The sequence below is a fragment of the Falsiphaeobacter marinintestinus genome, from assembly GCF_007923355.1.
GTDB classification, from domain to species: domain Bacteria; phylum Pseudomonadota; class Alphaproteobacteria; order Rhodobacterales; family Rhodobacteraceae; genus Phaeobacter_A; species Phaeobacter_A marinintestinus.
In genome coordinates this window covers 375,866-397,913 of record NZ_VOGO01000001.1, presented here as the reverse complement: position 1 = coordinate 397,913, position 22,048 = coordinate 375,866, and the positions used below count along the sequence as shown (strand labels likewise).

General features: G+C 59.0%; 22 protein-coding genes. 8 read left to right on the top strand and 14 right to left on the bottom strand.

Annotated elements, in window-relative coordinates; genetic code table 11:
- Window positions 1-17: 17 nt before the first annotated feature.
- From accC to FOY56_RS01895, 3 genes are all read right to left on the bottom strand, one after another.
- Window positions 18-1,370, bottom strand: coding sequence for an acetyl-CoA carboxylase biotin carboxylase subunit (accC, locus tag FOY56_RS01905; protein WP_146344098.1), 1,353 nt, complete (start codon window positions 1,368-1,370; stop codon window positions 18-20).
- A gap of 9 nt (window positions 1,371-1,379) precedes the next feature.
- Window positions 1,380-1,880: an acetyl-CoA carboxylase biotin carboxyl carrier protein gene (gene accB, locus FOY56_RS01900; protein ID WP_146344097.1), complete on the bottom strand. Its 501-nt coding sequence runs from the start codon at window positions 1,878-1,880 to the stop codon at window positions 1,380-1,382.
- A 147-nt stretch (window positions 1,881-2,027) separates the two neighbouring features.
- A complete protein-coding gene (locus FOY56_RS01895; RefSeq protein WP_146344096.1) occupies window positions 2,028-2,564 on the bottom strand; it encodes a PAS and helix-turn-helix domain-containing protein in 537 nt (178 codons plus the stop codon).
- Window positions 2,565-2,653: 89 nt separating this feature from the next.
- Between FOY56_RS01895 and FOY56_RS01890 the strand changes: the two genes are divergently transcribed.
- From FOY56_RS01890 to FOY56_RS01880, 3 genes are read left to right on the top strand one after another with little or no spacing between them, the layout of a single operon-like run.
- On the top strand, window positions 2,654-3,814 hold the full coding sequence (locus FOY56_RS01890) for an acetyl-CoA acetyltransferase (protein WP_146344095.1): 1,161 nt from the start codon (window positions 2,654-2,656) through the stop codon (window positions 3,812-3,814).
- Entirely contained in the window at window positions 3,811-5,307 is a 1,497-nt protein-coding gene (locus FOY56_RS01885) for a class I adenylate-forming enzyme family protein (RefSeq protein WP_146344094.1), read from the top strand. The genes FOY56_RS01890 and FOY56_RS01885 overlap by 4 nt, the downstream gene beginning before the upstream one ends.
- A complete protein-coding gene (locus FOY56_RS01880; protein WP_146344093.1) occupies window positions 5,304-6,107 on the top strand; it encodes a 3-hydroxybutyrate dehydrogenase in 804 nt (267 codons plus the stop codon). The genes FOY56_RS01885 and FOY56_RS01880 overlap by 4 nt, the downstream gene beginning before the upstream one ends.
- A gap of 15 nt (window positions 6,108-6,122) precedes the next feature.
- Here the strand turns inward: FOY56_RS01880 and FOY56_RS01875 are convergent, their stop codons facing one another.
- From FOY56_RS01875 to FOY56_RS01840, 8 genes are all read right to left on the bottom strand, one after another.
- Entirely contained in the window at window positions 6,123-6,449 is a 327-nt protein-coding gene (locus tag FOY56_RS01875; RefSeq protein WP_146344092.1) for a hypothetical protein, read from the bottom strand.
- A gap of 109 nt (window positions 6,450-6,558) precedes the next feature.
- Window positions 6,559-7,425, bottom strand: a complete 867-nt coding sequence (locus FOY56_RS01870) for a glycosyltransferase family 2 protein (RefSeq protein ID WP_146344091.1) — start codon at window positions 7,423-7,425, stop codon at window positions 6,559-6,561.
- A gap of 104 nt (window positions 7,426-7,529) precedes the next feature.
- A complete protein-coding gene (locus FOY56_RS01865) occupies window positions 7,530-9,083 on the bottom strand; it encodes a hypothetical protein (RefSeq protein WP_186766217.1) in 1,554 nt (517 codons plus the stop codon).
- A gap of 146 nt (window positions 9,084-9,229) precedes the next feature.
- Window positions 9,230-9,985, bottom strand: a complete 756-nt coding sequence (locus FOY56_RS01860) for an ABC transporter ATP-binding protein (RefSeq protein ID WP_146344089.1) — start codon at window positions 9,983-9,985, stop codon at window positions 9,230-9,232.
- A gap of 12 nt (window positions 9,986-9,997) precedes the next feature.
- The gene (locus tag FOY56_RS01855; protein ID WP_146344088.1) at window positions 9,998-10,753 is read right to left on the bottom strand and encodes an ABC transporter ATP-binding protein; all 756 of its coding nucleotides are present in this window, start codon (window positions 10,751-10,753) and stop codon (window positions 9,998-10,000) included.
- A gap of 12 nt (window positions 10,754-10,765) precedes the next feature.
- A complete protein-coding gene (locus FOY56_RS01850; RefSeq protein WP_146344087.1) occupies window positions 10,766-11,980 on the bottom strand; it encodes a branched-chain amino acid ABC transporter permease in 1,215 nt (404 codons plus the stop codon).
- A gap of 4 nt (window positions 11,981-11,984) precedes the next feature.
- Complete coding sequence (locus FOY56_RS01845) at window positions 11,985-13,016, bottom strand: branched-chain amino acid ABC transporter permease (protein ID WP_146344086.1); 1,032 nt, start codon at window positions 13,014-13,016, stop codon at window positions 11,985-11,987.
- Between the two features lie 127 nt (window positions 13,017-13,143).
- On the bottom strand, window positions 13,144-14,490 hold the full coding sequence (locus FOY56_RS01840) for a substrate-binding protein (RefSeq protein ID WP_146344085.1): 1,347 nt from the start codon (window positions 14,488-14,490) through the stop codon (window positions 13,144-13,146).
- A gap of 229 nt (window positions 14,491-14,719) precedes the next feature.
- Between FOY56_RS01840 and FOY56_RS01835 the strand changes: the two genes are divergently transcribed.
- From FOY56_RS01835 to FOY56_RS01815, 5 genes are all read left to right on the top strand, one after another.
- A complete protein-coding gene (locus FOY56_RS01835; protein ID WP_146344084.1) occupies window positions 14,720-16,027 on the top strand; it encodes a short-chain fatty acyl-CoA regulator family protein in 1,308 nt (435 codons plus the stop codon).
- Window positions 16,028-16,113: 86 nt separating this feature from the next.
- Window positions 16,114-16,494, top strand: a complete 381-nt coding sequence (locus tag FOY56_RS01830) for a response regulator transcription factor (protein WP_146344083.1) — start codon at window positions 16,114-16,116, stop codon at window positions 16,492-16,494.
- Entirely contained in the window at window positions 16,491-16,817 is a 327-nt protein-coding gene (locus tag FOY56_RS01825; RefSeq protein WP_146344082.1) for a hypothetical protein, read from the top strand. The genes FOY56_RS01830 and FOY56_RS01825 overlap by 4 nt, the downstream gene beginning before the upstream one ends.
- A complete protein-coding gene (locus tag FOY56_RS01820; protein ID WP_146344081.1) occupies window positions 16,817-19,498 on the top strand; it encodes an ATP-binding protein in 2,682 nt (893 codons plus the stop codon). Before FOY56_RS01825 ends, FOY56_RS01820 begins: the two co-directional genes overlap by 1 nt.
- Window positions 19,499-19,573: 75 nt before the next feature.
- A complete protein-coding gene (locus tag FOY56_RS01815; protein ID WP_146344080.1) occupies window positions 19,574-20,698 on the top strand; it encodes a FliM/FliN family flagellar motor switch protein in 1,125 nt (374 codons plus the stop codon).
- Window positions 20,699-20,743: 45 nt separating this feature from the next.
- Here the strand turns inward: FOY56_RS01815 and FOY56_RS01810 are convergent, their stop codons facing one another.
- Genes FOY56_RS01810 through FOY56_RS01800 form a run of 3 tightly spaced genes read right to left on the bottom strand, consistent with a single transcriptional unit; the run spans window position 20,744 to window position 22,041 of the window.
- Window positions 20,744-21,169, bottom strand: coding sequence for a protein tyrosine phosphatase family protein (locus tag FOY56_RS01810; RefSeq protein WP_146344079.1), 426 nt, complete (start codon window positions 21,167-21,169; stop codon window positions 20,744-20,746).
- Between the two features lie 9 nt (window positions 21,170-21,178).
- Window positions 21,179-21,613 carry a DUF6691 family protein gene (locus FOY56_RS01805; RefSeq protein WP_146344078.1) on the bottom strand — a complete coding sequence of 145 codons (435 nt, stop codon included), beginning with the start codon at window positions 21,611-21,613 and terminating at the stop codon, window positions 21,179-21,181.
- Window positions 21,613-22,041: a YeeE/YedE family protein gene (locus tag FOY56_RS01800; RefSeq protein WP_146344077.1), complete on the bottom strand. Its 429-nt coding sequence runs from the start codon at window positions 22,039-22,041 to the stop codon at window positions 21,613-21,615. The genes FOY56_RS01805 and FOY56_RS01800 overlap by 1 nt, the downstream gene beginning before the upstream one ends.
- Window positions 22,042-22,048: the final 7 nt, after the last annotated feature.

Genomic DNA, 22,048 nt, shown 5'->3' with positions numbered 1-22,048 from the left:
CCAGCTCCGACAGGGGGCTATTGAGTGCCCAGATTGGTTTCAAGCCAGTGTTCAAGCCAGTGGATGTTGTAGGTGCCGTTCAGCACATCCGGTTCCTGCAGCAAGGCACTGAACAACGGGATCGTGGTGTCGACCCCGTCAACGATCAGTTCACCCAACGCGCGATCCAGCCGGGCCAGCGCTTCGTTTCGGTCGCGGCCATGCACGATCAGTTTGCCGATCAGCGAGTCATAATAGGGCGGGATCGAATACCCGTCATACAGCGCCGAATCCATCCGAACACCCAAGCCGCCGGGCGCATGAAAATGCGTGATCTTGCCGGGGCACGGCGTGAACGAAGGCAGCTTTTCGGCGTTGATACGCACTTCGATCGCGTGGCCGTTGATCTTCAGATCGTCCTGTTCAAAGGACATCGGTTCACCAGCGGCCACAAGGATCTGTTCGCGCACCAGATCGACACCAAAGATTCCTTCGGTCACCGGGTGCTCAACCTGCAGGCGGGTGTTCATCTCGATGAAATAGAACTCGCCGTTTTCGTACAGGAATTCTATCGTACCGGCGCCGATATAATTGATCTTCGCCACGGCATTGGCGCAAACCTGCCCTATTTTTGCCCTTTCCCCTGCAGAAATGCAGGGGCCGGGGGCCTCTTCGAACACTTTCTGATGGCGTCTCTGCAAAGAGCAATCGCGTTCGCCCAGATGCACAGCTTTGCCACGACCGTCGCCAAACACCTGAATTTCGATGTGACGCGGGGTGGTCAGGTATTTTTCGATATAGACTTCGTCGTTGCCAAAAGCGGCTTTGCCCTCGGCCCGGGCCGTCATAAAGGCATGTTCCATGTCATCCGCGGTTTTTGCGACTTTCATGCCGCGACCACCGCCACCCGCCGTGGCTTTGATGATCACCGGATACCCGATGTCCTCACCAATCTCGCGCGCGGTTTCAAGATCCGGAACACCGCCCGCCGATCCGGGAACGCACGGCACGCCCAGGTCTTTCATCGTGTCCTTGGCGGTGATCTTGTCACCCATGACACGGATATGTTCGGCAGTGGGGCCGATAAAGGTCAGCCCGTGATCTTCGATGATCTGTGCGAAATTCGCGTTTTCGGACAAAAAGCCATACCCGGGATGGATCGCTTGCGCGCCGGTGATTTCACAGGCGGAAATGATGGCCGGGATCGACAGATAGCTTTGTGGCCCCGGAGGCGGGCCGATACAGACCGATTCGTCGGCCATACGGACATGCATGGCATCGCTGTCGGCGGTGGAGTGCACGGCAACCGTGCCAATCCCCATCTCGCGCGCAGCCCGTACCACGCGCAGGGCAATTTCGCCCCGGTTGGCAATCAGGATCTTGTCGAACATGGGGTATCCTTACTCGATGATGACCAGAGGCGTGCCAAATTCGACGGCGGCCCCATCTTCGACCATGATCCGTTTGATAATGCCCGCCTTGGGCGCGGGAATGTGGTTCATGGTCTTCATCGCTTCGACAATCAGAAGCGTGTCGCCTTCTTCGACTTGCGAGCCGACCTTGATGAAGGACGGCGCGCCGGGTTCGGTCTGAAGGTAGATGGTTCCAACCATGGGCGATGTGACCGCGCCGGGATGGGTGGCAGGATCTTCGGCGGTTGCCGGGCCAGCAGCTGGCGCAGACGGGGCAGGCGCAGCAGCGGCGGCCGGTGCGGCAGCGGTGGTGACCTGAACGGGCGCCGCCATGACCTGAGCAGGCGGCGTACGCGTCACACGGACGTTCAGGCTGTCATGCTCGTCATAGTCCCGTTTGACCTGAAGCTCGGTCAGGTCATTTTCGCGAAGAAGCTCGGCCAGTGCTTTGATAAATGCCACATCCGTGTCGTGCTTGTTCTTGTCCATCTCTCGTCCTCGACCGGTACGGCTGTCCCGAAGGGTGCCGCGGGGTTATGTTGTGAGCGCGCTTATAGGCCAATGGCCGACCACTGAAAAGCACTGCAGGATGGCGGTAACATAAGAATTCCAGCCTAAATTGCGAGGGCTGCGGTGTTAAAGTGGCATTCCGGTCAGTTTCGCCACCAATTCGGGCAACTTGCGGGCCCCGAATTTTTCCATCATGCGGGCGCGATGTGCTTCTATCGTGCGATAGGACAGGTTGATCTCGGCCCCGATTTCTTTCGCGGACAGGCCCCGGCAGGTCAGAATCGCAACTTCGCGTTCGCGCGGTGTCAGATGCACAACGGGGCGGTCGTCGGACAAATCGGCGAATGACCAGATCCCATGCGCAAACGGATCGTCAGGCGTCAGAGACTGGCCACGCACCCGGCACCAGAACAGATCTCCATCCGTGCGCTGCATGATGCGTTCGTCGTTGTATGCCCCGGTCCGGCGCATGATGGCCTGTCCACGCGCCCCGATACGGTCGAATTCATCCTGCGAAGGATAGAAATCGCGCAGCGGACGGTTTTTGTGATCCGACGGGGCACCGCCAAAGATCGCGGCGAACTGCAGGTTGCAGCGCTGGATGATGCGGTTCTGCAATTCGGCAAGCCCGATGGGCGCGTGTTCAAAAGCAATGTCAGTCATCCGCGCAGAGTGCCGGGTATTTCTACGGAATTGAAGAGCACACCTCGGGCGGCCTATCCTTGGGCCAACGTTCTGGGGAGGAATACATCATGGTCTGCATCACGGGATGGGGTCACACGAAGTTCGGCAAGCTGGATAACCAGTCTCTTGAAGATCTGATTATCGCCGCCGGAAGCGAACCGCTGGCGGACGCGGGGATCACCGGTGCCGATGTCGACGGCATCTGGGTGGGCCATTTCAACGCCGGGATGGTTGCCGACGGTTTCCCGTCTTCACTGGCCATGGGGATTGACCCGGGGCTGAGGTACAAGCCAGCGACGCGGCTGGAAAACGCCTGTGCCTCGGGGTCGGCTGCCGTATTTGCGGCGCGTCAGGCGATTTTGGCGGGTGAGGCCAAAGTGGCTCTGGTGATCGGGGTTGAAAAGATGACCCATCTGTCGAACCCGGACGTGACGGCGGCTTTGGGGCACGCGGCCTATCAAAAGGACGAGGCGGGATTGTCCTTTCCAGGGGTGTTTGCGCAATTCGCCCAAGCCTATTTTGACAAATACGGCGACCACACGCAGGCCCTGGCCCGGATCGCCGCCAAAAACCACGGCAATTCGGTGAACAACCCGCTGGCACAGCTGCAAAAACCCATGGATGAGGATTTTTGTGCCCAAGTGTCTGACCGCAACCCGATGATCGCGGCCCCGCTGAAGAAAACCGATTGTTCGCTGGTCTCAGACGGGGCGGCGGCGCTGGTGTTGGTGTCGGATGATCTGGTGCCTGACATGGCCAAGGCCGTGCGCCTGCGCGGTGTCGCGCAGGTTAACGACATCATGCCGATGTCTCAGCGCGATCTTCTGGCCTTTGAAGGCCCGCGCAGGGCCATTCATACCGCGTATGATCGGGCCGGTATCACCGTCGGTGATCTGGACGTGGCCGAAGTGCATGATTGTTTCACGATTGCCGAGTTGTTGATTTACGAGGCAATGGGCTTGGCGGCACACGGCCATGCGGCAGACCTGCTGGAAGGCGGCGTGGTGCACGCCGGCGGGCGGTTGCCGGTGAACCTGTCAGGTGGGCTCAAGGCCAAGGGGCATCCGGTGGGCGCGACGGGCGTGTCGATGCACACGCTGATCGCGCGGCAAATGCTGGGGCAGGCCGACGCCATGCAGCACCCCGGCGCCGAACTGGGGCTGGTGTTCAATATGGGCGGGTCCGGTGTTGCGAACTATGCCAGCATTCTTGAACCGGTGAAGGCATGAACCTTGGGCTTTGGCTGCACCGGCAGGCCCAGATCGCACCGACGCGCCCCGCATTGTATCTGGGGCGGGATCTGGTGGCCGATTACAGCGGGTTTCACACTCAGGCAGCGCAGGTCGCCGGTTGGCTGATCGACCAGGGTATAAAGCCCGGTGACCGGGTCGCTATATTTATGAAGAACTGCCCGGATTACCTGATCATGCAATACGGCATCTGGTATGCCGGGGCTGTGGCCGTGCCGATCAATGCCAAGCTGCATGGCCGCGAGGCGGTGTTCATTCTGGAAAACTCGGGCGCGGCGATGTGCTTTGCGACCACGGAATTGGCGGATGCGGTGTGTGCAGCGCAAGCCCCTTGCCGCGTGATTGATGTCGAAACCACAGATCACAGGGCCGACCCGATTCCCGCGCCAATCCCGCGCGACCCGACCGATCTGGCATGGCTGTTTTACACCTCGGGCACCACCGGGCGGCCCAAGGGGGTGATGATCACGCACCGGATGCTGGTTGCGATGTCGCTGGCCTATCAGACCGATGTGGATGTCGCGACCGGTGACGATGCAATTCTGTATGCCGCCCCGATGAGCCATGGGGCCGGGATCTATAACATGGTGCATGTTCTGGTTGGCGCGCGCCATGTCTGCCCGGTGTCGGGTGGCTTTGATCCGGCCGAGATCTTTGATCTTGCCCGCCACTTTGGCAACGTCCAGATGTTCGCCGCGCCCACCATGGTCAAACGAATGAGCGAAGCCGCCATAGCCACAGGTGCAACCGGTGAAGGGCTGCGGACCATCGTTTATGGTGGCGGCCCGATGTATCTGGCCGATATCGTCGAAGCGGTTGAGGTCTTTGGCTCAGTTTTCGTTCAGATTTATGGTCAGGGCGAATGTCCGATGGGTATTTCGGCGCTGCCGCGCGATCTGGTGACAGATCGCAGCCATCCACTTTGGAAGGATCGTCTTGTCAGCGTTGGGCGGGCGCAATCCCCGGTCGAGGTTCAGATTGGCGACGCCGATTGCGCGCCTTTGGCCGCAGGGCAGCACGGCGAAATCATGGTGCGCGGCGATGTGGTCATGCCGGGCTATTGGCAAAACGAGGCCGCGACCAAAAAGACGCTGGTAGATGGCTGGCTGATGACTGGGGATATGGGGTTTGCGGACGAAGATGGGTTCATCACCATGCGGGATCGCTCCAAGGACATGATCATTACGGGCGGCTCGAACGTCTATCCACGCGAAGTTGAAGAGATTCTTCTGACACATCCGGGCGTGCGGGAAGTGTCGGTTGTCGGCCGTCCGCATTCAGAGTGGGGCGAAGAGGTCGTGGCCTTCATCGTGGGCGACGTGGGGTCCGAAGATCTGGACCGGCTGTGCATCGAAAACATTGCGCGATTCAAACGGCCGAAGGATTACGTTTTCTTAACTGGGTTGCCAAAGAACAATTACGGGAAAGTCCTGAAAACCGAACTGCGCCGCTTTCTGGAGGAAGGTAAATGACGGATCTTACTGGAAAAACCGCGCTGGTGACCGGGTCGGTTCAGGGTATCGGTCTGGCCATCGCCGAAGAACTGGCGAAAGCCGGAGCGCGGATTGCCGTGCACGGCATCGCTGACGCCGCTCAGATCGACGCGGTCTGCGCACATCTGCGCGGCATTGGCGCGCCGCAGGCCGAATTCTTTGCCGGTGACTTGCGCAGTGCCGACGCGATTGGTGATCTGATGCAGGCGGTCGAAGATTGGGGCGGAGTCGATGTTCTGGTCAACAATGCTGGCATTCAGCATACCGCACCGCTTGCCGAGATGCCCGCAGACATGTGGAACGCGATCCTTGCCATCAATCTGAGTGCCGCGTTTCACACCATGCAGGCGGCAATGCCGGGCATGGCCGCGCGAGGTTATGGCCGGGTGATCAATATTGCCAGCGTCCACGGGTTGGTGGCGTCACAGCAAAAGGCGCCCTATGTCGCGGCGAAATTCGGGCTGGTGGGGTTAAGCCGGGTTGCGGCCCTGGAATATGCCGCCAAAGGTACGAAGGCGCAGGGCGGGGTGACCGTGAACTGCATCTGTCCGGGGTGGACCGAAACCGCGATCATTCAGCCTCAGGTCGATGCGCGCGCAGCTGCGTTCGACGGCGACCGCGATGCGGGCATTGCCGATCTGTTAGCTGAAAAACAACCCAGCTTGCGCATGTCGGATCCATCCGAGATCGGCGCGCTGGCGCGTTGGCTGTGCAGCCCCGTCGCGCACAACGTTACCGGAACGTCAATTCCCGTGGATGGAGGCTGGACCGCACAATAGGGGCGTCAAAGCGGGTCAGAACCCGATACCAACCCGCCCGTTTGCACTGATCGAAAGGCGCACACCGCTATTGGTACGCGTCGAAACGCTTGGGCCGCTTGGGCCCATTCTCACCGATGTTCCGTCGTTGCGCACGCCAACCGACACGCCGTTGTTGCTGACGCCGACATTGACGCCATCGTTCTTCTTCTTTTTGTTCTTTCGGTTCGGATTTTTCTGCCCATGCGCGTTTTGCGCGACATCATAGTTTCTGACCTGCTCGTCGGTGGTGGTTTCAGCGAAAACAGGGGCCACAAATGTTGGCAAGATCAGGCAGCAGGCGGCCAGGGTAACACGCTTCATCACAGACTCCGAAAACAGGCGTTCTTTAAGAATGTAGTGCCATCCGGGTTTGATGCAATGCTTGTGCGACAGAAGGGCATGAAACGGGCGATCAGACGGGGTGTCGATCTCAGAAGCTCCGGATGCGGTCCGGGATACGCGTGCGGTGATCGAACCTGAGGCTTCTGGCCCGCAAAATACCTTTGGACGTGTCCCTGACCGGGTCTGTCGCAACCTTGCCAAAGGCGTCGGCTTCGGCCTCGTCCCAGGGCCTTTCTTCCAGTTTTTCGAACTTGATATAGAAATTGCGCGCGGTTTGATCCGGTTTTTTCCATGCGGTTCCGGGCAGGCCGCGGGCTTCTTCCTGGGTGACATCCCGCCGGACCTGATTGACCGTTTCCAAAGCCTCCATGCTGGCGAATTTGAGATGCGCCAGATAGACGCCACGCGGCAAAACCATCGGTTTGCGTTTAAGTTTGCGGGGGCCCAAAGCCAACCCATGCCGCGCAAAACTGACCGGGGCTGACGCGGCCCAGGCCTTGCTGTAATGGCCGGTGAACACTGCGCTGGGTCGATCAGGCAGGGCAGGGGCGTTGCTGGCGATCTCGGCGTCGCCTGCGTTTTCCGCAACGTTCAAACCCAGTGCAAACAGGGCGGGTGCCTTATGCTGCGCGAACAGGTCGGGGAAAGAGGCGTGCTGATCCGGATCCAGGCAGATCAGTTCGTCGGCATCCGTCTGGATCACCCAGTCATAAAGCGATAGCAACCCGGCGCGGATATTGTTCATCAACTGACTGCGCATCTGGTCAAATCGGTCCAGCTTGTCACGTGGCACGGTGATCACACTGGCGCGCGGGCACAGCTCTTGCACGCGCGGGTCTGCGCCATGGGCAATGATGAACAGGTTTTCAGGCCCCAGATGACGGCCATAATGGGCATACCATTGGGACAAGGCCCAATAGTCGCGATAGGTCATCGTGATCGCGGCGATTTTCATACATGCATTTAATGCGCCCCGCAGGCCTGCCGCAATGGGGAACCTTGGACCCGGCAAACTTCAACTGCGCCCCGGGGCGGGTCGCTTGGCCAAGCCTGTCACCTTCAGAACAGGAAATCGTCCTCTGTCAGCTCCGTTCGGCCAAAACCTGGGTCAAAACGGATGTGCAGGACTTCGCCCTTGCTTTCGATGGTTGCCGTCTGACCGGGGCCATAGGTAATCTCGAACGCGTCCAGTGGGGTCAGGTTCCAATACCGCAGATCTATGATGTCCGATCCGGGCTGGAACCCGCTGATCCAATCCTCGGCACCGTCCAATGCAAGAACGAATTGATCGCTCCCGTCGCCGCCAAACAACTGATCCGCACCTGCTCCGTCCAGCAGCCGGTCGTCGCCCGCGCCGCCGTACAAGACGTCTTGCCCGTTACCGCCGACAATCAGGTCCGCCCCTTCGCCGCCGAACAGCGAGTCGTTGCCACTTGCGCCAATCAGTTCATCGTCACCGTCATCGCCATAAAGTCGGTCGTGGCCGGTATTTCCGAACAGGAAATCGTCCCCGTCATTGCCATCGATCACATCGTCGCCAGCTAACCCATGAAACCGGTCGGCGGCACTGGTGCCCAGGAACCGGTCGTCCCCGGCACTGGCACTGTTGGTCTGATAGGGGGCTTCCAGATCCAGAACAGCGATGCCGCCATGTGTGGTTTCAAAAACCAGAAAGCCTTCGGTGTCCAGATTTGTCAGCTGTGCCAAACGGTTGCCCGCATTCTGCGGCAAGGCACCAAGGTCATAGACCCGAACAACCTCCCAGGTCTGGGTATCGAACGTGGTCAGGAATTGAGCATCTTTATCAAAGGCAAAAAGCAGCGCGCCATCCACTGAAAACGCGACCCCGTCGGCTTCATAGGCCGACAGGTCGGCGACCCGGCGAAATGCGAAATCAAAAACCTGGAAGCCGACTGCCATACTGACAAGCATTTGTGCCGACGAACTGATGTCGCCAACGCTCCGTATGATCGTATCGTCGAGTATCGGAATATCATACGACTGGGCCGATGCAATAATCTCACCACTGTCGGATTCGATGATGTGCATGCCCGTGTTCGAGGTCATTTGTTCAATAAGCAGAACAAATTCGTTGTCTTCGGATTCGATCAACAGCGACTCTTGCCTCAGACCAGTCGGTATCGCATCGGACTCAACGGTCGCAATGATGCCAGTGTCGGCGTCCATCGACGACAGAGGCGTCAAGCCTGACCCGCCAAACTCGCTGGTCCAGAACAGCATACCATCCGCAGTCAGCGCAACATCGTAGCTGCCGCCCTCATGGCCGGTCACTTCTTGTTCGATCCGGGCGATGGATCCGCTGGCGATGTCGATGGTTTCGACAACCTGACCCGACCGGTAATTCGTCCAGCCTCCACCGCCGTCATCAAAGTAGGAAACGTCGCCCTGCGCAACGTACAGGGTGCTGCCATCCGGCGAGATTGTCATGTGCCCCGGGGTTCCGCCCACGTCAAAGGTTGCGATCACTGAACGAGTGTCGATGTCCCATTGCATCACCTGACCGCGTCGCGTGCTGAAGAACAGATCGTTCCTGAGCGGATCGTATTCGGCTGAATGGATGACGACGGGGGGGAGGAATGTACAAAACGGCAAAAGCGGCCTCGTGGGGTGGTACAAAACGGTCAATTGGCTCGACTCGGAGCCCCTATCTGACACAGGATTCCGACATGAAAAAGGCCGGTGCAGATGCACCGGCCTTTCCATGCCGACCCCGGTTTGTAGGTCCGGGACGAAGTTTGTCAGATCGCAAGGTATTCCGCGCGCAGTTCCTCGTTCTCAAGAACCTCGGACGCCGCGCCGTCAAACACGATGCCACCGGTATCAAGGATCACCGCACGGTCCGCCAGCTCAAGCGCCCGCACCGCGTTTTGTTCAACGATTACAGTTGTCATACCCTGTTCCTTGATGTGGATGAGAGTCTTTTCAATCTCGTCCACGATCACCGGTGCCAGGCCTTCATAGGGTTCGTCCAGCAGCAGAACTTTGATGTCACGCGCCAGCGCCCGGGCGATGGCCAGCATCTGTTGCTCGCCGCCGGAAAGAGTAATGCCTTCTTGTTTGCGACGTTCACCAAGACGCGGGAACAATTCGTAAAGGCGTTCAATCGACCAACCAATCGGTGGAGCAATCTGCGCCAGCTGCAAGTTCTCTTCGACAGTCAGACCGGCGATGATGCGCCGGTCTTCAGGCACGAGGCCCAGGCCAACAGTTGCGGCCTCATAACTGCTCATGTTGTGCAGGGGCTTGTGATCCAGCCAGATCTCACCGTGCGAAACCTGCGGATCATCCAGACGTGCAATGGCCCGCAGAGTCGAGGTTTTACCCGCCCCGTTGCGGCCCAGCAGCGCCAGGATTTCACCTTCGTGGACGTTAAAGCTGATGCCTTGCACGATATAGCTTTCGCCATAATACGCGTGCATGTCCCAGACCGACAGAAAGGCCGGAGCCGTGGTCGCCTGATTGGCGTTTTTGGAAAAGTCCGGTTTGACGTTCATCTGTTTTCTCCCTTACGCCGATTCACCCAGATACGCTTCGCGCACCTTGGGATTGCCACGGATGTTCTCCGGATCGTCTTCGACCAGCGGTGTGCCTTGCGCCAGAACGGTGATCCGGTTGGCAAGGCTGAACACCACGTGCATGTCATGCTCGATGATGGCGATGGTGATGTCACGTTCGTCGCTGATCTGTTTCAGCAGGTCGATCGTGTTGTTGGTGTCGGCCCGGGCCATGCCGGCTGTGGGTTCGTCCAGAAGCAGCAAGCGCGGCTCCTGACTCAGACACATGCCGATTTCGAGCCGCCGTTTATCACCACGGGACAGGGCGGCGGCGTTCATGTGCCGTTTGTCCACCATGTTCATCTCTTCCAGCATCTTCTCGGCTTGCTCGTTGATCCCGGTCTCGCTCGATACCGCTTCGATGGCGTGCATACGGAACGCCCCGTCGCGCTTTGCGAAGATCGGGATCAGCATGTTTTCCATCACCGTCAGATCACCAAAGATCTCGGGCGTCTGGAACACGCGGCTGATGCCCATCTGGTTGATCTCGTAAGGCGCGCGGCCCAGAACCGATTGCCCGTCGAACATGACGGACCCGGTGTCGGGGATCAGCTTGCCCACCAAACAGTTTAGCAGGGTGGATTTGCCCGCGCCGTTCGGTCCTATGATCGCGTGGACCGAGTTTTCCTTAACGCTGAGGTTCACGTCGGACAGCGCTTGCAGGCCACCGAACCGTTTCCCCACGTTTTTGACTTCAAGGATACCCATTACTCTGTCTCCTTATTCCGCAGGGGTGGTTTTGGTTTCGGTGGCGTTTTTGTCTTTGCGGCTGAACCACTTCATCAAACGCTGACCACCTTCGACAAGTCCACCCGGCAGGAAGATGATGACGAGCATGAACAACAGACCCAGAGTCAGGTGCCAGCCTTTGCCCACGAAGTAATGCATGATGCCGACAAAGAAGTTCTCGAGCCCGTCGGGCAGGAACGCCAGCCAGGCGTGCAGAACGTCGTCGTTGATCTTGGACAGGATGTTCTTGAAGTACTCGTTGAAACCCGCACCCAGGATCGGACCGATCAGAGTGCCGACACCGCCAAGGATCGCCATGATCACGATTTCGCCTGACGCGGTCCAGTGCATGCGTTCGGCACCGGCCAGAGGGTCCATCGAGCTGAGCAGACCTCCCGCAAGGCCAGCATAGATGCCCGAGATGACAAAGGCGGCCAGCAGATACGGCTTGGTGTTCAGACCGGTATAGTTCATCCGCTGCTGGTTCGACTTCACCGCGCGCAGCATCATGCCGAACGGCGACCGGAAGATCCGGATCGAGATGTAAAAGCTGATCAACATGATGATGGCACACAGGTAGTAGCCGACATTGAAGGTGAACAGCCATGACCCGATTTCCAGCTGGTAACTATCCCGCATGGCCAGCCCGAAGAAGCTGGTCACAGGCAGGGAGCCATCCACCGAAGATACGCCCAGAATCCTAGGGTCATCCAGCAGCAGTTGCAGACCGGTTTCACCGTTGGTCAGGTTGTAGTTCGACGCCGGGTTGCCCAGAACCGAATAAGCAAGGTTGTAGGACATCTGCGCAAAGGCGAGCGTCAGGATCGAGAAATAGATGCCCGAGCGACGCAGGCTGATGTACCCGATCAACAGGGCAAAGATGCCAGCCATGACCATCGACAGCAGGATCGCAGGGATCACGTTCATGCCGATCAGCTTGAACACCCAAACGGCCGAGTACGACCCTATCCCAAGGAAGGCGGCGTGACCGAAAGACAGATAACCGGTCAGGCCGAACAGGATGTTAAAGCCGATGACGAGGATTCCGTAGATCACGAAACGCTGCATCAGATCCGGATACCCTGCGTTGAACATCTGTGCCAACGACGAGCCTTCGGGGAAGGGGTTCAGGATGAATGGCGCGAACAGGGCGAGCGCCATGACGACCAAAAGGAGTGTTGTGTCTTTTTTGTTCAGACCAAGCATGGATCTAGTCCTCCATCACGCCCTTGCGGCCCATGAGGCCCCGTGGACGGGTCAGAATGATGATAATTGCAACGAGATAGATGATGATCTGGTCGATGCCCGGAAGGATCGATTTGACCTCGTTCATGGATGCGAAGGCTTCGAGGATACCCAGCATGAAGCCAGCCAGAACAGCGCCGGGCAGCGAGCCCATGCCGCCGACGACGACCACAACAAAGCTAAGCACCAGGAAATCCATTCCCATATGATAATTGGGTGAATTGATCGGTGCATACATCACGCCCGCTAGCCCCGCCACGGCGGCAGCAATGCCGAACATGATGGTAAAGCGACGGTCGATGTTAATGCCCAGCAATCCGACGGTTTCGCGGTCGGCCATGCCAGCGCGGACAACCATCCCGAAGGTGGTGAACTGCAGGAAGGCAAACACAGCGCCGATAATCACGGCGGCGAAGGCGAAGTAGACCATGCGCCAGTATGGATAAATGATCGCGTTCGGATCAAAGCCCAGCATGACGCCGAAATCGAACGAGCCGCGGAACACTTCGGGTGCCGGCGTCGGAATCGGGTTGGCGCCATAGACGGCCTTGATGATCTCTTGCAGCACGATGGCCAGACCGAAAGTCACCAGGATCTGGTCGGCATGGGGGCGCTTGTAGAAGTGTTTGATCAGGCCGCGTTCCATGATGTAGCCGATGGCCAGCATGATCGGGATCGAAAACAGGATGGCGAGCGGAACCGACCAATCGATGATTGCAGCGCCCATTTCGGGGCCGAACCAGGATTCGACATAAGGCGTTTTCACCTTGAGCGGGTTGCCCAGGAAGTCCTTCTGTGTCGGGTCGAGTGTTTCAAAGCTCAGCTTGAAGATCCGCTGCAGAGTGACGGCGCAAAAGGCGCCGATCATGAACAACGCGCCGTGCGCAAAGTTCACCACGCCCAGCGTGCCGAAAATCAGTGTCAGTCCCAGCGCGATCAGCGCATAGGCCGAGCCCTTGTCGAGCCCGTTAAGAATTTGCAAAAGGATTGCGTCCATCGGTCCCCACCCTCGGGTTGGTCATTGTGGAAATGCTGTCAAGATGACGATCCGGTGCCGTGCGGCACTCCGGAAGAAAAGTGACCGGCTGCGCGGGGGGCGCAGCCGGTCTAGGCGCAACTAAGACTTATGCGCCTGGGTTACAGGAACCCAACTGACCGCCTGCGAACATCGGGTGATCCGGTGCGTAGGTGACCTGCGCGGCAGGTGTAACTTCGACAACTTCAAGAAGGTCAAACTCGGACGTCGGGTTTTCTTTCCCGCGCACGACCAGAACGTCTTTGAAGCACTGGTGATCTTCGGCACGATACAGGGTCGGGCCATTGCCGAGACCTTCGAATTCGTAGCCTTCCAGCGCCTCTGCGATACCGCAGGGGTTGAAGGTACCCGCGCGCTCTGCCGCGTCTGCATACAGCAGGGTCTGGCAGTAAACGGTGTGCGCAGCCTGCGACGGCGGGAAGCCGTACTTGGTGCCGAACGACTTGACGAACGCTTTGGAAGCATCGTCCTGCAGCGACCAGTGCCAGTTGGTGGATCCGTGAATACCTTTCACGTTTGCACCAGCACCTTTCGCCATCAGGCGTGAATACAGCGGAACAACGATTTCGAAGTTCTTGCCGTTGACGACCTTGTCGCGCAAGCCGAACTGAACCGCGTTGGTCAGCGAGTTCACCATGTTTCCGCCGTAGTGGTTCAGAACCAGAACGTCGGCGCCCGAGTTCAGGACCGGAGCGATGTAGGACGAGAAGTCAGTCGCAGCCAGAGGCGTGCGGACCTTGTTCACGGTGTTCCAGCCGAGAGCTTCGGTGGCGGCCGCGATCGACTCTTCCTGAGTCCAGCCCCACGTGTAGTCGGCAGTCAGGTGATATGCGTTACGGTCGGTGCCATAGAGGTTCTTCAGCACCGGCGCGAGCGCCGCACCAGACATGTAACCGTTAAAGAAGTGACGGAAACCGTTCGCCTTCTTGTCTTTGCCGGTTGTGTCGTTCGAATGGGTCAGACCCGCCATAAAGATAACGCCGGCTTCCTGGCAGAGACCCTGCACAGCAATGGCAACGCCCGAAGACGAACCGCCGGTGATCATGACCGCGCCGTCTTTTTCGATCATCGACTTGGCCGATGCGCGAGCAGCATCCGATTTGGTCTGAGTATCGCCTGTGACGAACTCAACTTTCTTGCCCAGAATGCCGTTGCCTTTCAGGGCCTTGGACGAGAACGTGTTCATCATGCCGCCATCGCCGCCACCGTTCAGGTGCTCGACGGCCAGCTGGTAGGCGCGCAGTTCGTCGGCGCCTTCGTCAGCGTAGGGGCCGGTTTGCGGAACGTTGAAACCCAGAGTCACGGACGCGCCGGTGGGTTCATTGGTGTAAGCAGCAGCGGATGATGCGGTGAAGATCGTCGGCAGCGCGACACCGGCGCCAGCGATGGCTCCGGTCTTCAGAACGCCACGACGTGTGACATCAGTCTTGGACATGAAATCCTCCCTTTGGGTAAAACACGTCCATGGCTCCTCATTCCATGGATCGCGGGCACAGTTTGTGCAAAGCCACTATGGTCGTGTAGTGGAAAATTGCGCAATAAGTCCCTTGAAAATCACAATATTTTTGTAAATAATTCAACACGGTGAATGTGGGATTTGTAAAGAACCTTATGTTGCACCGCAGAAACACGTTGATAAATCATTAAAAAAGTCGGGAGAGGTCATGCCACGCGATACGCTGACCGGTAGTCGTATACGGGAAAGACGCTCGATCGCCGGATTGCGGCAGGCGGATCTGGCGCGACAAGTTGGCATCTCGGCCTCGTACCTGAACCTGATCGAACATAACCGGCGCAGAATCGGCGGCAAACTACTGGTCGATATTGCTCAGGTTCTGGAAGTTGAGCCGTCTATGCTGACCGAAGGCGCCGAAGCCGCGCTGATCGCAACCTTACGGGAATCGGCGGCGGATGCCGGTGTCGTTCTGGCCGAAACAGACCGGGCTGACGAGTTTGCCGGCCGCTTTCCAGGCTGGGCCGAAGTGCAGGCGTGGTCGCACCGGCGCATCGCATCGCTTGAACGCACGGTCGAGACACTGTCTGACCGTTTGACCCATGACCCCCATCTGGCGGGTTCTTTACACGAGGTTTTGTCGACAGCAGCTGCAATTCGGTCGACGGCGTCCATTTTGGCCGAAACCGGAGAGTTGGAGCCTGAATGGCGCGACCGGTTTCACCGCAATCTGAACGTGGACAGCCTGCGCCTGGCGGAAAGCTCCAAGGCGTTGGTGCGATATCTGGACGAAAGTGAAAACAGTGATGATCCGCGCGGTGTGCCGCAGGAAGAAGCTGAAACTTTCTTTGCGGCGCATGATCACCACTTTGCCGAGATCGAAGCGGGCGGGGCCGATCTGGACCGGATCGTCCGCGAAGCACCCGAACTGACGTCCATTGCGGCCCGTCAGGTTGCCCGGGTCGAACTGGGCATCTATGCCTCGGACGCCAAGGCGATGCCGCTGCAGCCCTTCATGGCAGCAGTCGCCGAAAGCGGGATCGCCCCGGTCAAGTTGGCGCGACAGTTCAAAGCCGACCTTCCTGCCGTGTTTCGGCGTCTGGCGTTCATGGCGGAACAGGCCCTTGGGGCGGAAGTTGGCCTTGTGGTCTGCGATGCGTCCGGCAGCATCCTGTTTCGCAAACCGGTAGCCGGGTTCGCGCTGCCCCGGCACGGTGAATCCTGTCCGCTCTGGCCGCTGTTCACGGCGTTGAACCGGCCTTTGGTGCCGATCCGACGCCGGGTGTCTCAGCTGGGTCGCACCGCCGCTCAGTTCGATTGTTTCGCCGTCGCCTGGCCAGAGCAAATGCCTGAATTCGAACAGGATCCTGTCTATCGTTCGATCATGATGATCCTGCCATTGGCCGAGGTTGATCAAGATGGGTCGGATGTTCAGCCCGTGGGCAGCAGTTGTCGGGTCTGCCCGCGCCATTCCTGTGGCGCGCGACGCGAGCCGTCGATCCTGAGTGATGGCATGTGATGGGCGATATATTGCGTGGACAATCGTTTGAAAAGAAATAAAGTTGCGCGACGGGGAACCCAAGTGGGTGTGGAGGAAAGCAGGGGATGAGTCGTCGCGTTCTGCTGATTGAAGACGAACCTAACATCGTGGAGGCGATCCGATTTCTGCTGGTCCGCGATGGCTGGCAGGTCGAAGCGCATTCTGATGGTGCGGATGCTGTCGAAGTTGTCGTGGCGGCCAAGCCTGATCTGGTTATCCTAGATGTCATGTTGCCGGGAAAAAGCGGTATGGATGTGCTTCGCGATCTTCGCGATATTGATGAAACCAAGGGTTTGCCAGTTCTTATGCTGACGGCACGCGGTCAAAGCCGGGACCGTGACATGGCCGAAAAGGCCGGTGTCAGTCGCTTTATGACCAAACCCTTCTCGAATGCCGAGGTGCTGACCGCCGTGCGCGATCTTCATGCTCAGGCGACAAGGTCATGAGCACAGAAGACCCCGATAGTGGCACATCCGGACTTCCACCGGTTTTTCTGGAACGTCAGACCTATCGCCGCCGCCGTTTGATGGACGCGGCCCGGTTGCTGCCGCTGCTAGGGGTCGGGTTGTTTGCTATCCCTCTTTTGTGGCCGATGTCTGGAAACTCCAGCCTGACTGAACCGGTCAAGACATCTGGGGCGGCTATCTATCTGTTCATTGCATGGGCTGGTCTGATTGCGGCGAGCGCATGGATGGGAAAAAAAACTCAAGGGTGGATCCGCGGTGATCAACCGCCACCCGACGCGGGGCGCGCACAGGATCACGGCTGATGGCCACTCTCAATCTCCTGATACTGGTTTGCCTGGCTTATGTGATCCTGCTGTTTGGCGTGGCGTTTATCGCCGATCGACTTGCGGCCACCGGGCGCAGCACGTGGCTGAGATCTCCGCTGGTTTATACCTTGTCCCTGTCGATATATTGCACGGCCTGGACGTTTTATGGCGCCGTTGGATACGCCGCGCGGTCGGGGCTTGAGTATCTGACCATCTATCTGGGGCCAACGCTGGTCATGATTGGCTGGTGGTGGGGTTTGCGCAAACTGGTGCGGATCGGGCGCAGTCAGCGCGTCACGTCCATCGCTGACCTGATTTCTTCGCGCTATGGCAAGTCGAACCTGCTGGCGGTGTGTGTGACCATCCTGGCCGTGATCGGCGTCACGCCGTATATCGCGCTGCAACTTCAATCGATTACACTGTCCTTCGGTGTGTTCGTCGATTCCGATGCGATGGGCGAGTATGGCGAACATGGTGTGGTGTTCTGGGTTGCGATCGGCCTTGCGGTGTTTGCGATCCTGTTCGGAACCCGCAATCTGGACGCCAACGAACGCCACCACGGTGTCGTGACCGCCGTCGCGTTAGAGGCAGTTGTCAAACTGGTCGCGCTGCTCGCCGTCGGCATCTTCGTTGTCTGGGGCATCGCCGGCGGTGTTCAGGAAACGTTGGTTCGGATTGATACGTCGCGGATCGGTGAATGGCAGGTCGACGGCGGGCGGTGGATGATGATCACGTTCCTGTCGGCCGCTGCGTTTGTCTGCCTGCCGCGCATGTTTCAGGTGATGGTCGTTGAAAACGATGATGAACGGCATCTGCGCACGGCTGCGTGGGCATTTCCGCTGTACCTGCTGTTGATCAGCCTGTTTGTTGTCCCGATTGCGGCGGTCGGTCTGGATCTGATGGACCAGACCGACAATCCTGACATGTTCGTTCTGACTGTTCCGCTGAGCCAGGGGCGCGAAGGGCTTGCCGTGCTGGCGTTTCTGGGCGGGTTTTCTTCGGCCACGTCCATGGTGATTGTCGCGGCTATGGCGATGTCGACCATGGTGTCCAATCATATCGTGATGCCAATCTGGTTGTCGTCACGGTCTGGATCAGCGTCGTTCTCGGGCGATGTGCGCCACGTCATCCTGTTGGCGCGCCGGATCTCAATCGCGGCGATCATGGCGCTGGGGTACTTTTACTATCGGCTGTCGGGCGGCGGAACCGCATTGGCGTCGATCGGCTTGATCTCATTCGCGGGCATTTCCCAGATCCTCCCGGCGTTGGTTGGTGGTTTGTTCTGGCGCGGCGCGACCCGCACCGGCGCTTTGGCCGGCCTGACAGTCGGGTTCGCGCTGTGGGTTTATACGTCTTTGCTGCCGGGAATGGGGACGGGGGTTCTGTCGGCTTCGGTTATGATGCACGGGCCTCTGGGTCTTGAATGGCTGCGACCGCACGCGTTGTTCGGTATCGAAGGCATGGACCCGATCATGCATACGGTTTTGTGGAGCCTGTCGCTGAACACCGCTGCGTTTTGTCTGGTCTCACTTTACACGTTTCCCAGCCCGCTTGAGCGGCTTCAGGGCGCGCAGTTCGTCAATGTCTTTGATCACTCGACCAGCCCGCGTGGCTGGACCGGATCAGTGGCGCAGGCCGAAGACCTGATGATCATGTCGCAGCGTATCCTGGGGGCGCATGAAGCACAGGAATTGTTTCACCGCGAGGCAGAACTGCAAGGTGCGTGGGGCGGGCATCTGCCCGAACCCACCCCTCAGTTTCTGGACCGGCTTGAGCGTGCACTTTCAGGGACCGTCGGTGCGGCGACGTCGCATGCGATGATCGGCCAGATCGTCGGAGGGTCGTCGGTTTCGGTCGAAGACCTTCTTGCTGTGGCCGATGAAAGCGCGCAATTGCTGGAGTATTCCAGCCAGCTTGAAGCAAAGTCTGCCGAACTGGCCAGAACCGCTCGGCAACTGCGCGAAGCAAACGAAAAGCTGACCCAGATCTCGTTGCAAAAGGACGCCTTTCTCAGTCAGGTCAGCCACGAATTGCGCACTCCCATGACGTCCATCCGTGCCTTTTCCGAAATCCTGCGGGATGCCGAGTCGCTGACTCCCGAAGAAAAGACCCGATATGCAACGATCATCCATGACGAAGCCTTGCGTCTGACCCGGCTATTGAACGACCTGCTTGATCTGAGTGTTCTGGAAAGCGGGCAGGTCAGCCTGAACATGCGCGGCGGGACATTGTCGGATGTGCTGGACCGCGCCGTATCTCCGGCTTTGGCCGGGGTGGACCGGCCCTTGGTCGTGCATCGGCGCAAGTCAAATGAGGCTATCGCCCTCTACTCTGATCTTGACCGGTTGGCCCAGGTGTTCATCAATCTGATCGCCAACGCTCAGAAGTATTGTGATGCGACCGACCCTGAACTGGTGATTACGGTTCATCAAATGGGTGGTCAGCTTTTGGTTGATTTTGTGGACAATGGCAGCGGCATCCCGCCCGAAGCCCAGTCTTTGGTGTTCGAAAAATTTGCTCGGGTCAGCGCGGAAAAGGCGGGCGGTGCGGGGCTGGGGCTGGCAATCTGCCGCGAGATCATGCAGCGGCTGGGCGGCGATGTGACCTATCTTGGTGGGGTTTCGGGCGGCGCGTTTCGTGTGACGTTGCCTTTGGCAAACGAAATGGCGGCCCAGTAAGCCAGGCCTGTCAATCCAATGGTAACCAAATAGGCCTTAGATCAGAGGGAAACTCTGATTGGCAGGCCCAAGGCGATGACCGACCCGAATACAAGCGGACCTTCCATATTGGCGCGCAAGCTGGTGGCTGCTTCGGGGGCGGACCCGGACAGTGACCGGTCGACACTGCGCAGCCTGAGGATGGCGTTGGCCCGCGCCGCGCAGGCCGAACTGGCCCTGTCTTTGGCGGTAATCGGTGTGCGGCAGGTGCGACAGGGGCAGGGGGATCTGGCAGAAGGTCTGACCGATGGGTGGTTGGCCATCCTTCTGGACGGCCCGGGCGATCAACCCGGCGCAATATGCCTGGACCCGGCTTTTGTAACCGCAGTGATCCAGCACCAGACAATGGGCAGCGTGCTGAAAGGCCCGGTTGCTGACCGCCGTTTCACGGCGACCGACGCTGCGATGACGGCTCCGCTGATAGATGCGATGCTGGCCCAGATCGAGACGTTGACAGAAAACCCGGTGGACCGGCATTGCTTTGCAGGGTTCCGATTCGGTGCCAGGGTCGCGGCGGCAGCGGATCTGCTGTTGTCCCTTTCCGCGGAATGGTACCGCCAGTTTCACCTGACGGTCGATCTGGGTGGCGGCGCGTCACAAGGGCAGATGATAATCATCCTGCCCGAAAGATTGCAGGCCGATGCCGAAGATCAGCCAGAGGACGGTGCTCATGCAGGCCTCAGATTAGAGAGCGCCTTTGACGTCGCGCAGGCCGACCTGACGGCCGTTCTATGCCGGCTGCGGTTGTCACTGAGCGATCTTGCCGACATGCAACCCGGCGACGTGATCCCAATTCAACGGAACGGGTTCGACCAGACAGAGCTGGTCGCGATCAATGGGGAAACTGTCGCGATTTGCCGATTGGGTCAACTTGCCGGAATGCGCGCGGTCCGCGCAAATGAAACGGCGGAAGGTCCGGAGCAGGAAACAGTCGATGGCGAAGGTTTTCAATCATCACCGGTCCAAAGACCGGAATTGCCGGAACCGCCGACCGATCCTGCGCCAGATGATCCGGCACCCGTCCCGGCATTGATTGAAACGCCGACCCCTCAAGAGTTTGATATCGAGGGGTCATCGCAAGATCTGGCATCCGAAATCTCGCGCCTCGCCGGTTTCTCGGGAGAGGATTTCCCTGCGTCGGAAGTAGAGAGCGGAACGTAAAACGGCGACCCAAATGGGTCGCCGTCTTGTCTGATGAAAGATCGTTTACTGACCGGCGATCTGGGTGAGGGTGGGACGCAATTGGTCCAGCTGGTACCCGGCCGCGCTCGTCTTTGACAGGATGTCATCAGGGCTCAGGATCGAGGCATGCCCCAGTGCCCAGACCACTGAACACCGAGTGCCCGTCCGGCAATAGGCCAACACTGGGCCTTCGGCGCTTTCCATCAGCGCCCGGTGTCGGGCGGCGTTGTCGAGCGTCATGGTCTCTTGAGTCAGCGGCAAGGCTTCGAAGCGCAATCCGGCGGCTTCGACAGCCGCGCGGATCGTCTCTTCGGCAAGATCGGGTGTCACTTCAGCGTCGGGGCGGTTGCAGATCACCAGTTTGAATCCGGCGTCGGCAATGGCCTGCGCGTCTTCGGCGGTAATCTGCGGCGACACCGCATAGTCGGGGGTGATGTGTCGGATATCCATGACCCCTGTTTACGCCGCCTCGGCCATACGGTCCAGCCGCGTCCGCACGGTTGGCGCAAATGCCATGCCAGCCAACATGGCAATCAGGAACCCGACGCCGTGGATGCCGTTATACGTCAGCGACGCAATGGCGGGTCCCGGGCACAGGCCGACCAGTCCCCAGCCCATACCGAACATGACCGAACCGACCACAAGGCGGCGGTCAACTTCGGGCGCGGGCGGTTTCGGGAACTCGCCGCCAACCAGCGGTTTGCGACCTTCCGTCAGACGCCAGGCAAAGAACATCGGGATGATCGCGCCCCCCATGACAAAGGCCAGCGTTGGATCCCAGTTCCCAAAGACATCCAGCCAGCCCTGCACTTTCGTGGTGTCGGTCATGCCAGAGATGAACAGACCGCCGCCAAACAGCAGACCCGCGATCAGGGAAAGAATTGTACGTTGCATCAGATCAGCCCCCATACATGACGGAACAAAGTCAGCATCAGGCCACCAGCCAGAATGTAAAAAACGGTGGCGACCATCCCACGCAGTGAAAAGCGCGAAATCCCGCAAACCCCGTGGCCTGATGTACAGCCGTTGGCAATACGAGTGCCGACACCGACAAGCAGGCCCGCAGCTATGATCGCCCACCACTGATCGGTCATGTGGGTGTCGATATCGACGTTATAGATCGGCCATAGAATCAGCGGCATGATGACCACGCCCGCCAGAAAGACGAGCCGCTCGCGCGCTGTGTCGCGACCGCTCCCGTCGATCAGGCCGCCAATGATGCCCGACGCCCCCATGATACGACCGTTCCCCAACAGGTAAACGGCGCCTCCAAGCCCGATCAGTACCCCACCGACCAAGCCCCAGATCCAGTCTGCTTGCATGTTTCGT

Excerpts from the sequence above, each read along its gene's own strand:
- accC (WP_146344098.1), bottom strand. The coding sequence starts at position 1,370 with ATGTTCGACAAGATCCTGATTGCCAACCGGGGCGAAATTGCCCTGCGC.
- accB (WP_146344097.1), bottom strand. The coding sequence starts at position 1,880 with ATGGACAAGAACAAGCACGACACGGATGTGGCATTTATCAAAGCACTG.
- FOY56_RS01895 (WP_146344096.1), bottom strand. The coding sequence starts at position 2,564 with ATGACTGACATTGCTTTTGAACACGCGCCCATCGGGCTTGCCGAATTG.
- FOY56_RS01890 (WP_146344095.1), top strand. The coding sequence starts at position 2,654 with ATGGTCTGCATCACGGGATGGGGTCACACGAAGTTCGGCAAGCTGGAT.
- FOY56_RS01885 (WP_146344094.1), top strand. The coding sequence starts at position 3,811 with ATGAACCTTGGGCTTTGGCTGCACCGGCAGGCCCAGATCGCACCGACG.
- FOY56_RS01880 (WP_146344093.1), top strand. The coding sequence starts at position 5,304 with ATGACGGATCTTACTGGAAAAACCGCGCTGGTGACCGGGTCGGTTCAG.
- FOY56_RS01875 (WP_146344092.1), bottom strand. The coding sequence starts at position 6,449 with ATGAAGCGTGTTACCCTGGCCGCCTGCTGCCTGATCTTGCCAACATTT.
- FOY56_RS01870 (WP_146344091.1), bottom strand. The coding sequence starts at position 7,425 with ATGAAAATCGCCGCGATCACGATGACCTATCGCGACTATTGGGCCTTG.
- FOY56_RS01860 (WP_146344089.1), bottom strand. The coding sequence starts at position 9,985 with ATGAACGTCAAACCGGACTTTTCCAAAAACGCCAATCAGGCGACCACG.
- FOY56_RS01855 (WP_146344088.1), bottom strand. The coding sequence starts at position 10,753 with ATGGGTATCCTTGAAGTCAAAAACGTGGGGAAACGGTTCGGTGGCCTG.
- FOY56_RS01850 (WP_146344087.1), bottom strand. The coding sequence starts at position 11,980 with ATGCTTGGTCTGAACAAAAAAGACACAACACTCCTTTTGGTCGTCATG.
- FOY56_RS01845 (WP_146344086.1), bottom strand. The coding sequence starts at position 13,016 with ATGGACGCAATCCTTTTGCAAATTCTTAACGGGCTCGACAAGGGCTCG.
- FOY56_RS01840 (WP_146344085.1), bottom strand. The coding sequence starts at position 14,490 with ATGTCCAAGACTGATGTCACACGTCGTGGCGTTCTGAAGACCGGAGCC.
- FOY56_RS01835 (WP_146344084.1), top strand. The coding sequence starts at position 14,720 with ATGCCACGCGATACGCTGACCGGTAGTCGTATACGGGAAAGACGCTCG.
- FOY56_RS01830 (WP_146344083.1), top strand. The coding sequence starts at position 16,114 with ATGAGTCGTCGCGTTCTGCTGATTGAAGACGAACCTAACATCGTGGAG.
- FOY56_RS01825 (WP_146344082.1), top strand. The coding sequence starts at position 16,491 with ATGAGCACAGAAGACCCCGATAGTGGCACATCCGGACTTCCACCGGTT.
- FOY56_RS01820 (WP_146344081.1), top strand. The coding sequence starts at position 16,817 with ATGGCCACTCTCAATCTCCTGATACTGGTTTGCCTGGCTTATGTGATC.
- FOY56_RS01815 (WP_146344080.1), top strand. The coding sequence starts at position 19,574 with ATGACCGACCCGAATACAAGCGGACCTTCCATATTGGCGCGCAAGCTG.
- FOY56_RS01810 (WP_146344079.1), bottom strand. The coding sequence starts at position 21,169 with ATGGATATCCGACACATCACCCCCGACTATGCGGTGTCGCCGCAGATT.
- FOY56_RS01805 (WP_146344078.1), bottom strand. The coding sequence starts at position 21,613 with ATGCAACGTACAATTCTTTCCCTGATCGCGGGTCTGCTGTTTGGCGGC.
- FOY56_RS01800 (WP_146344077.1), bottom strand. The coding sequence starts at position 22,041 with ATGCAAGCAGACTGGATCTGGGGCTTGGTCGGTGGGGTACTGATCGGG.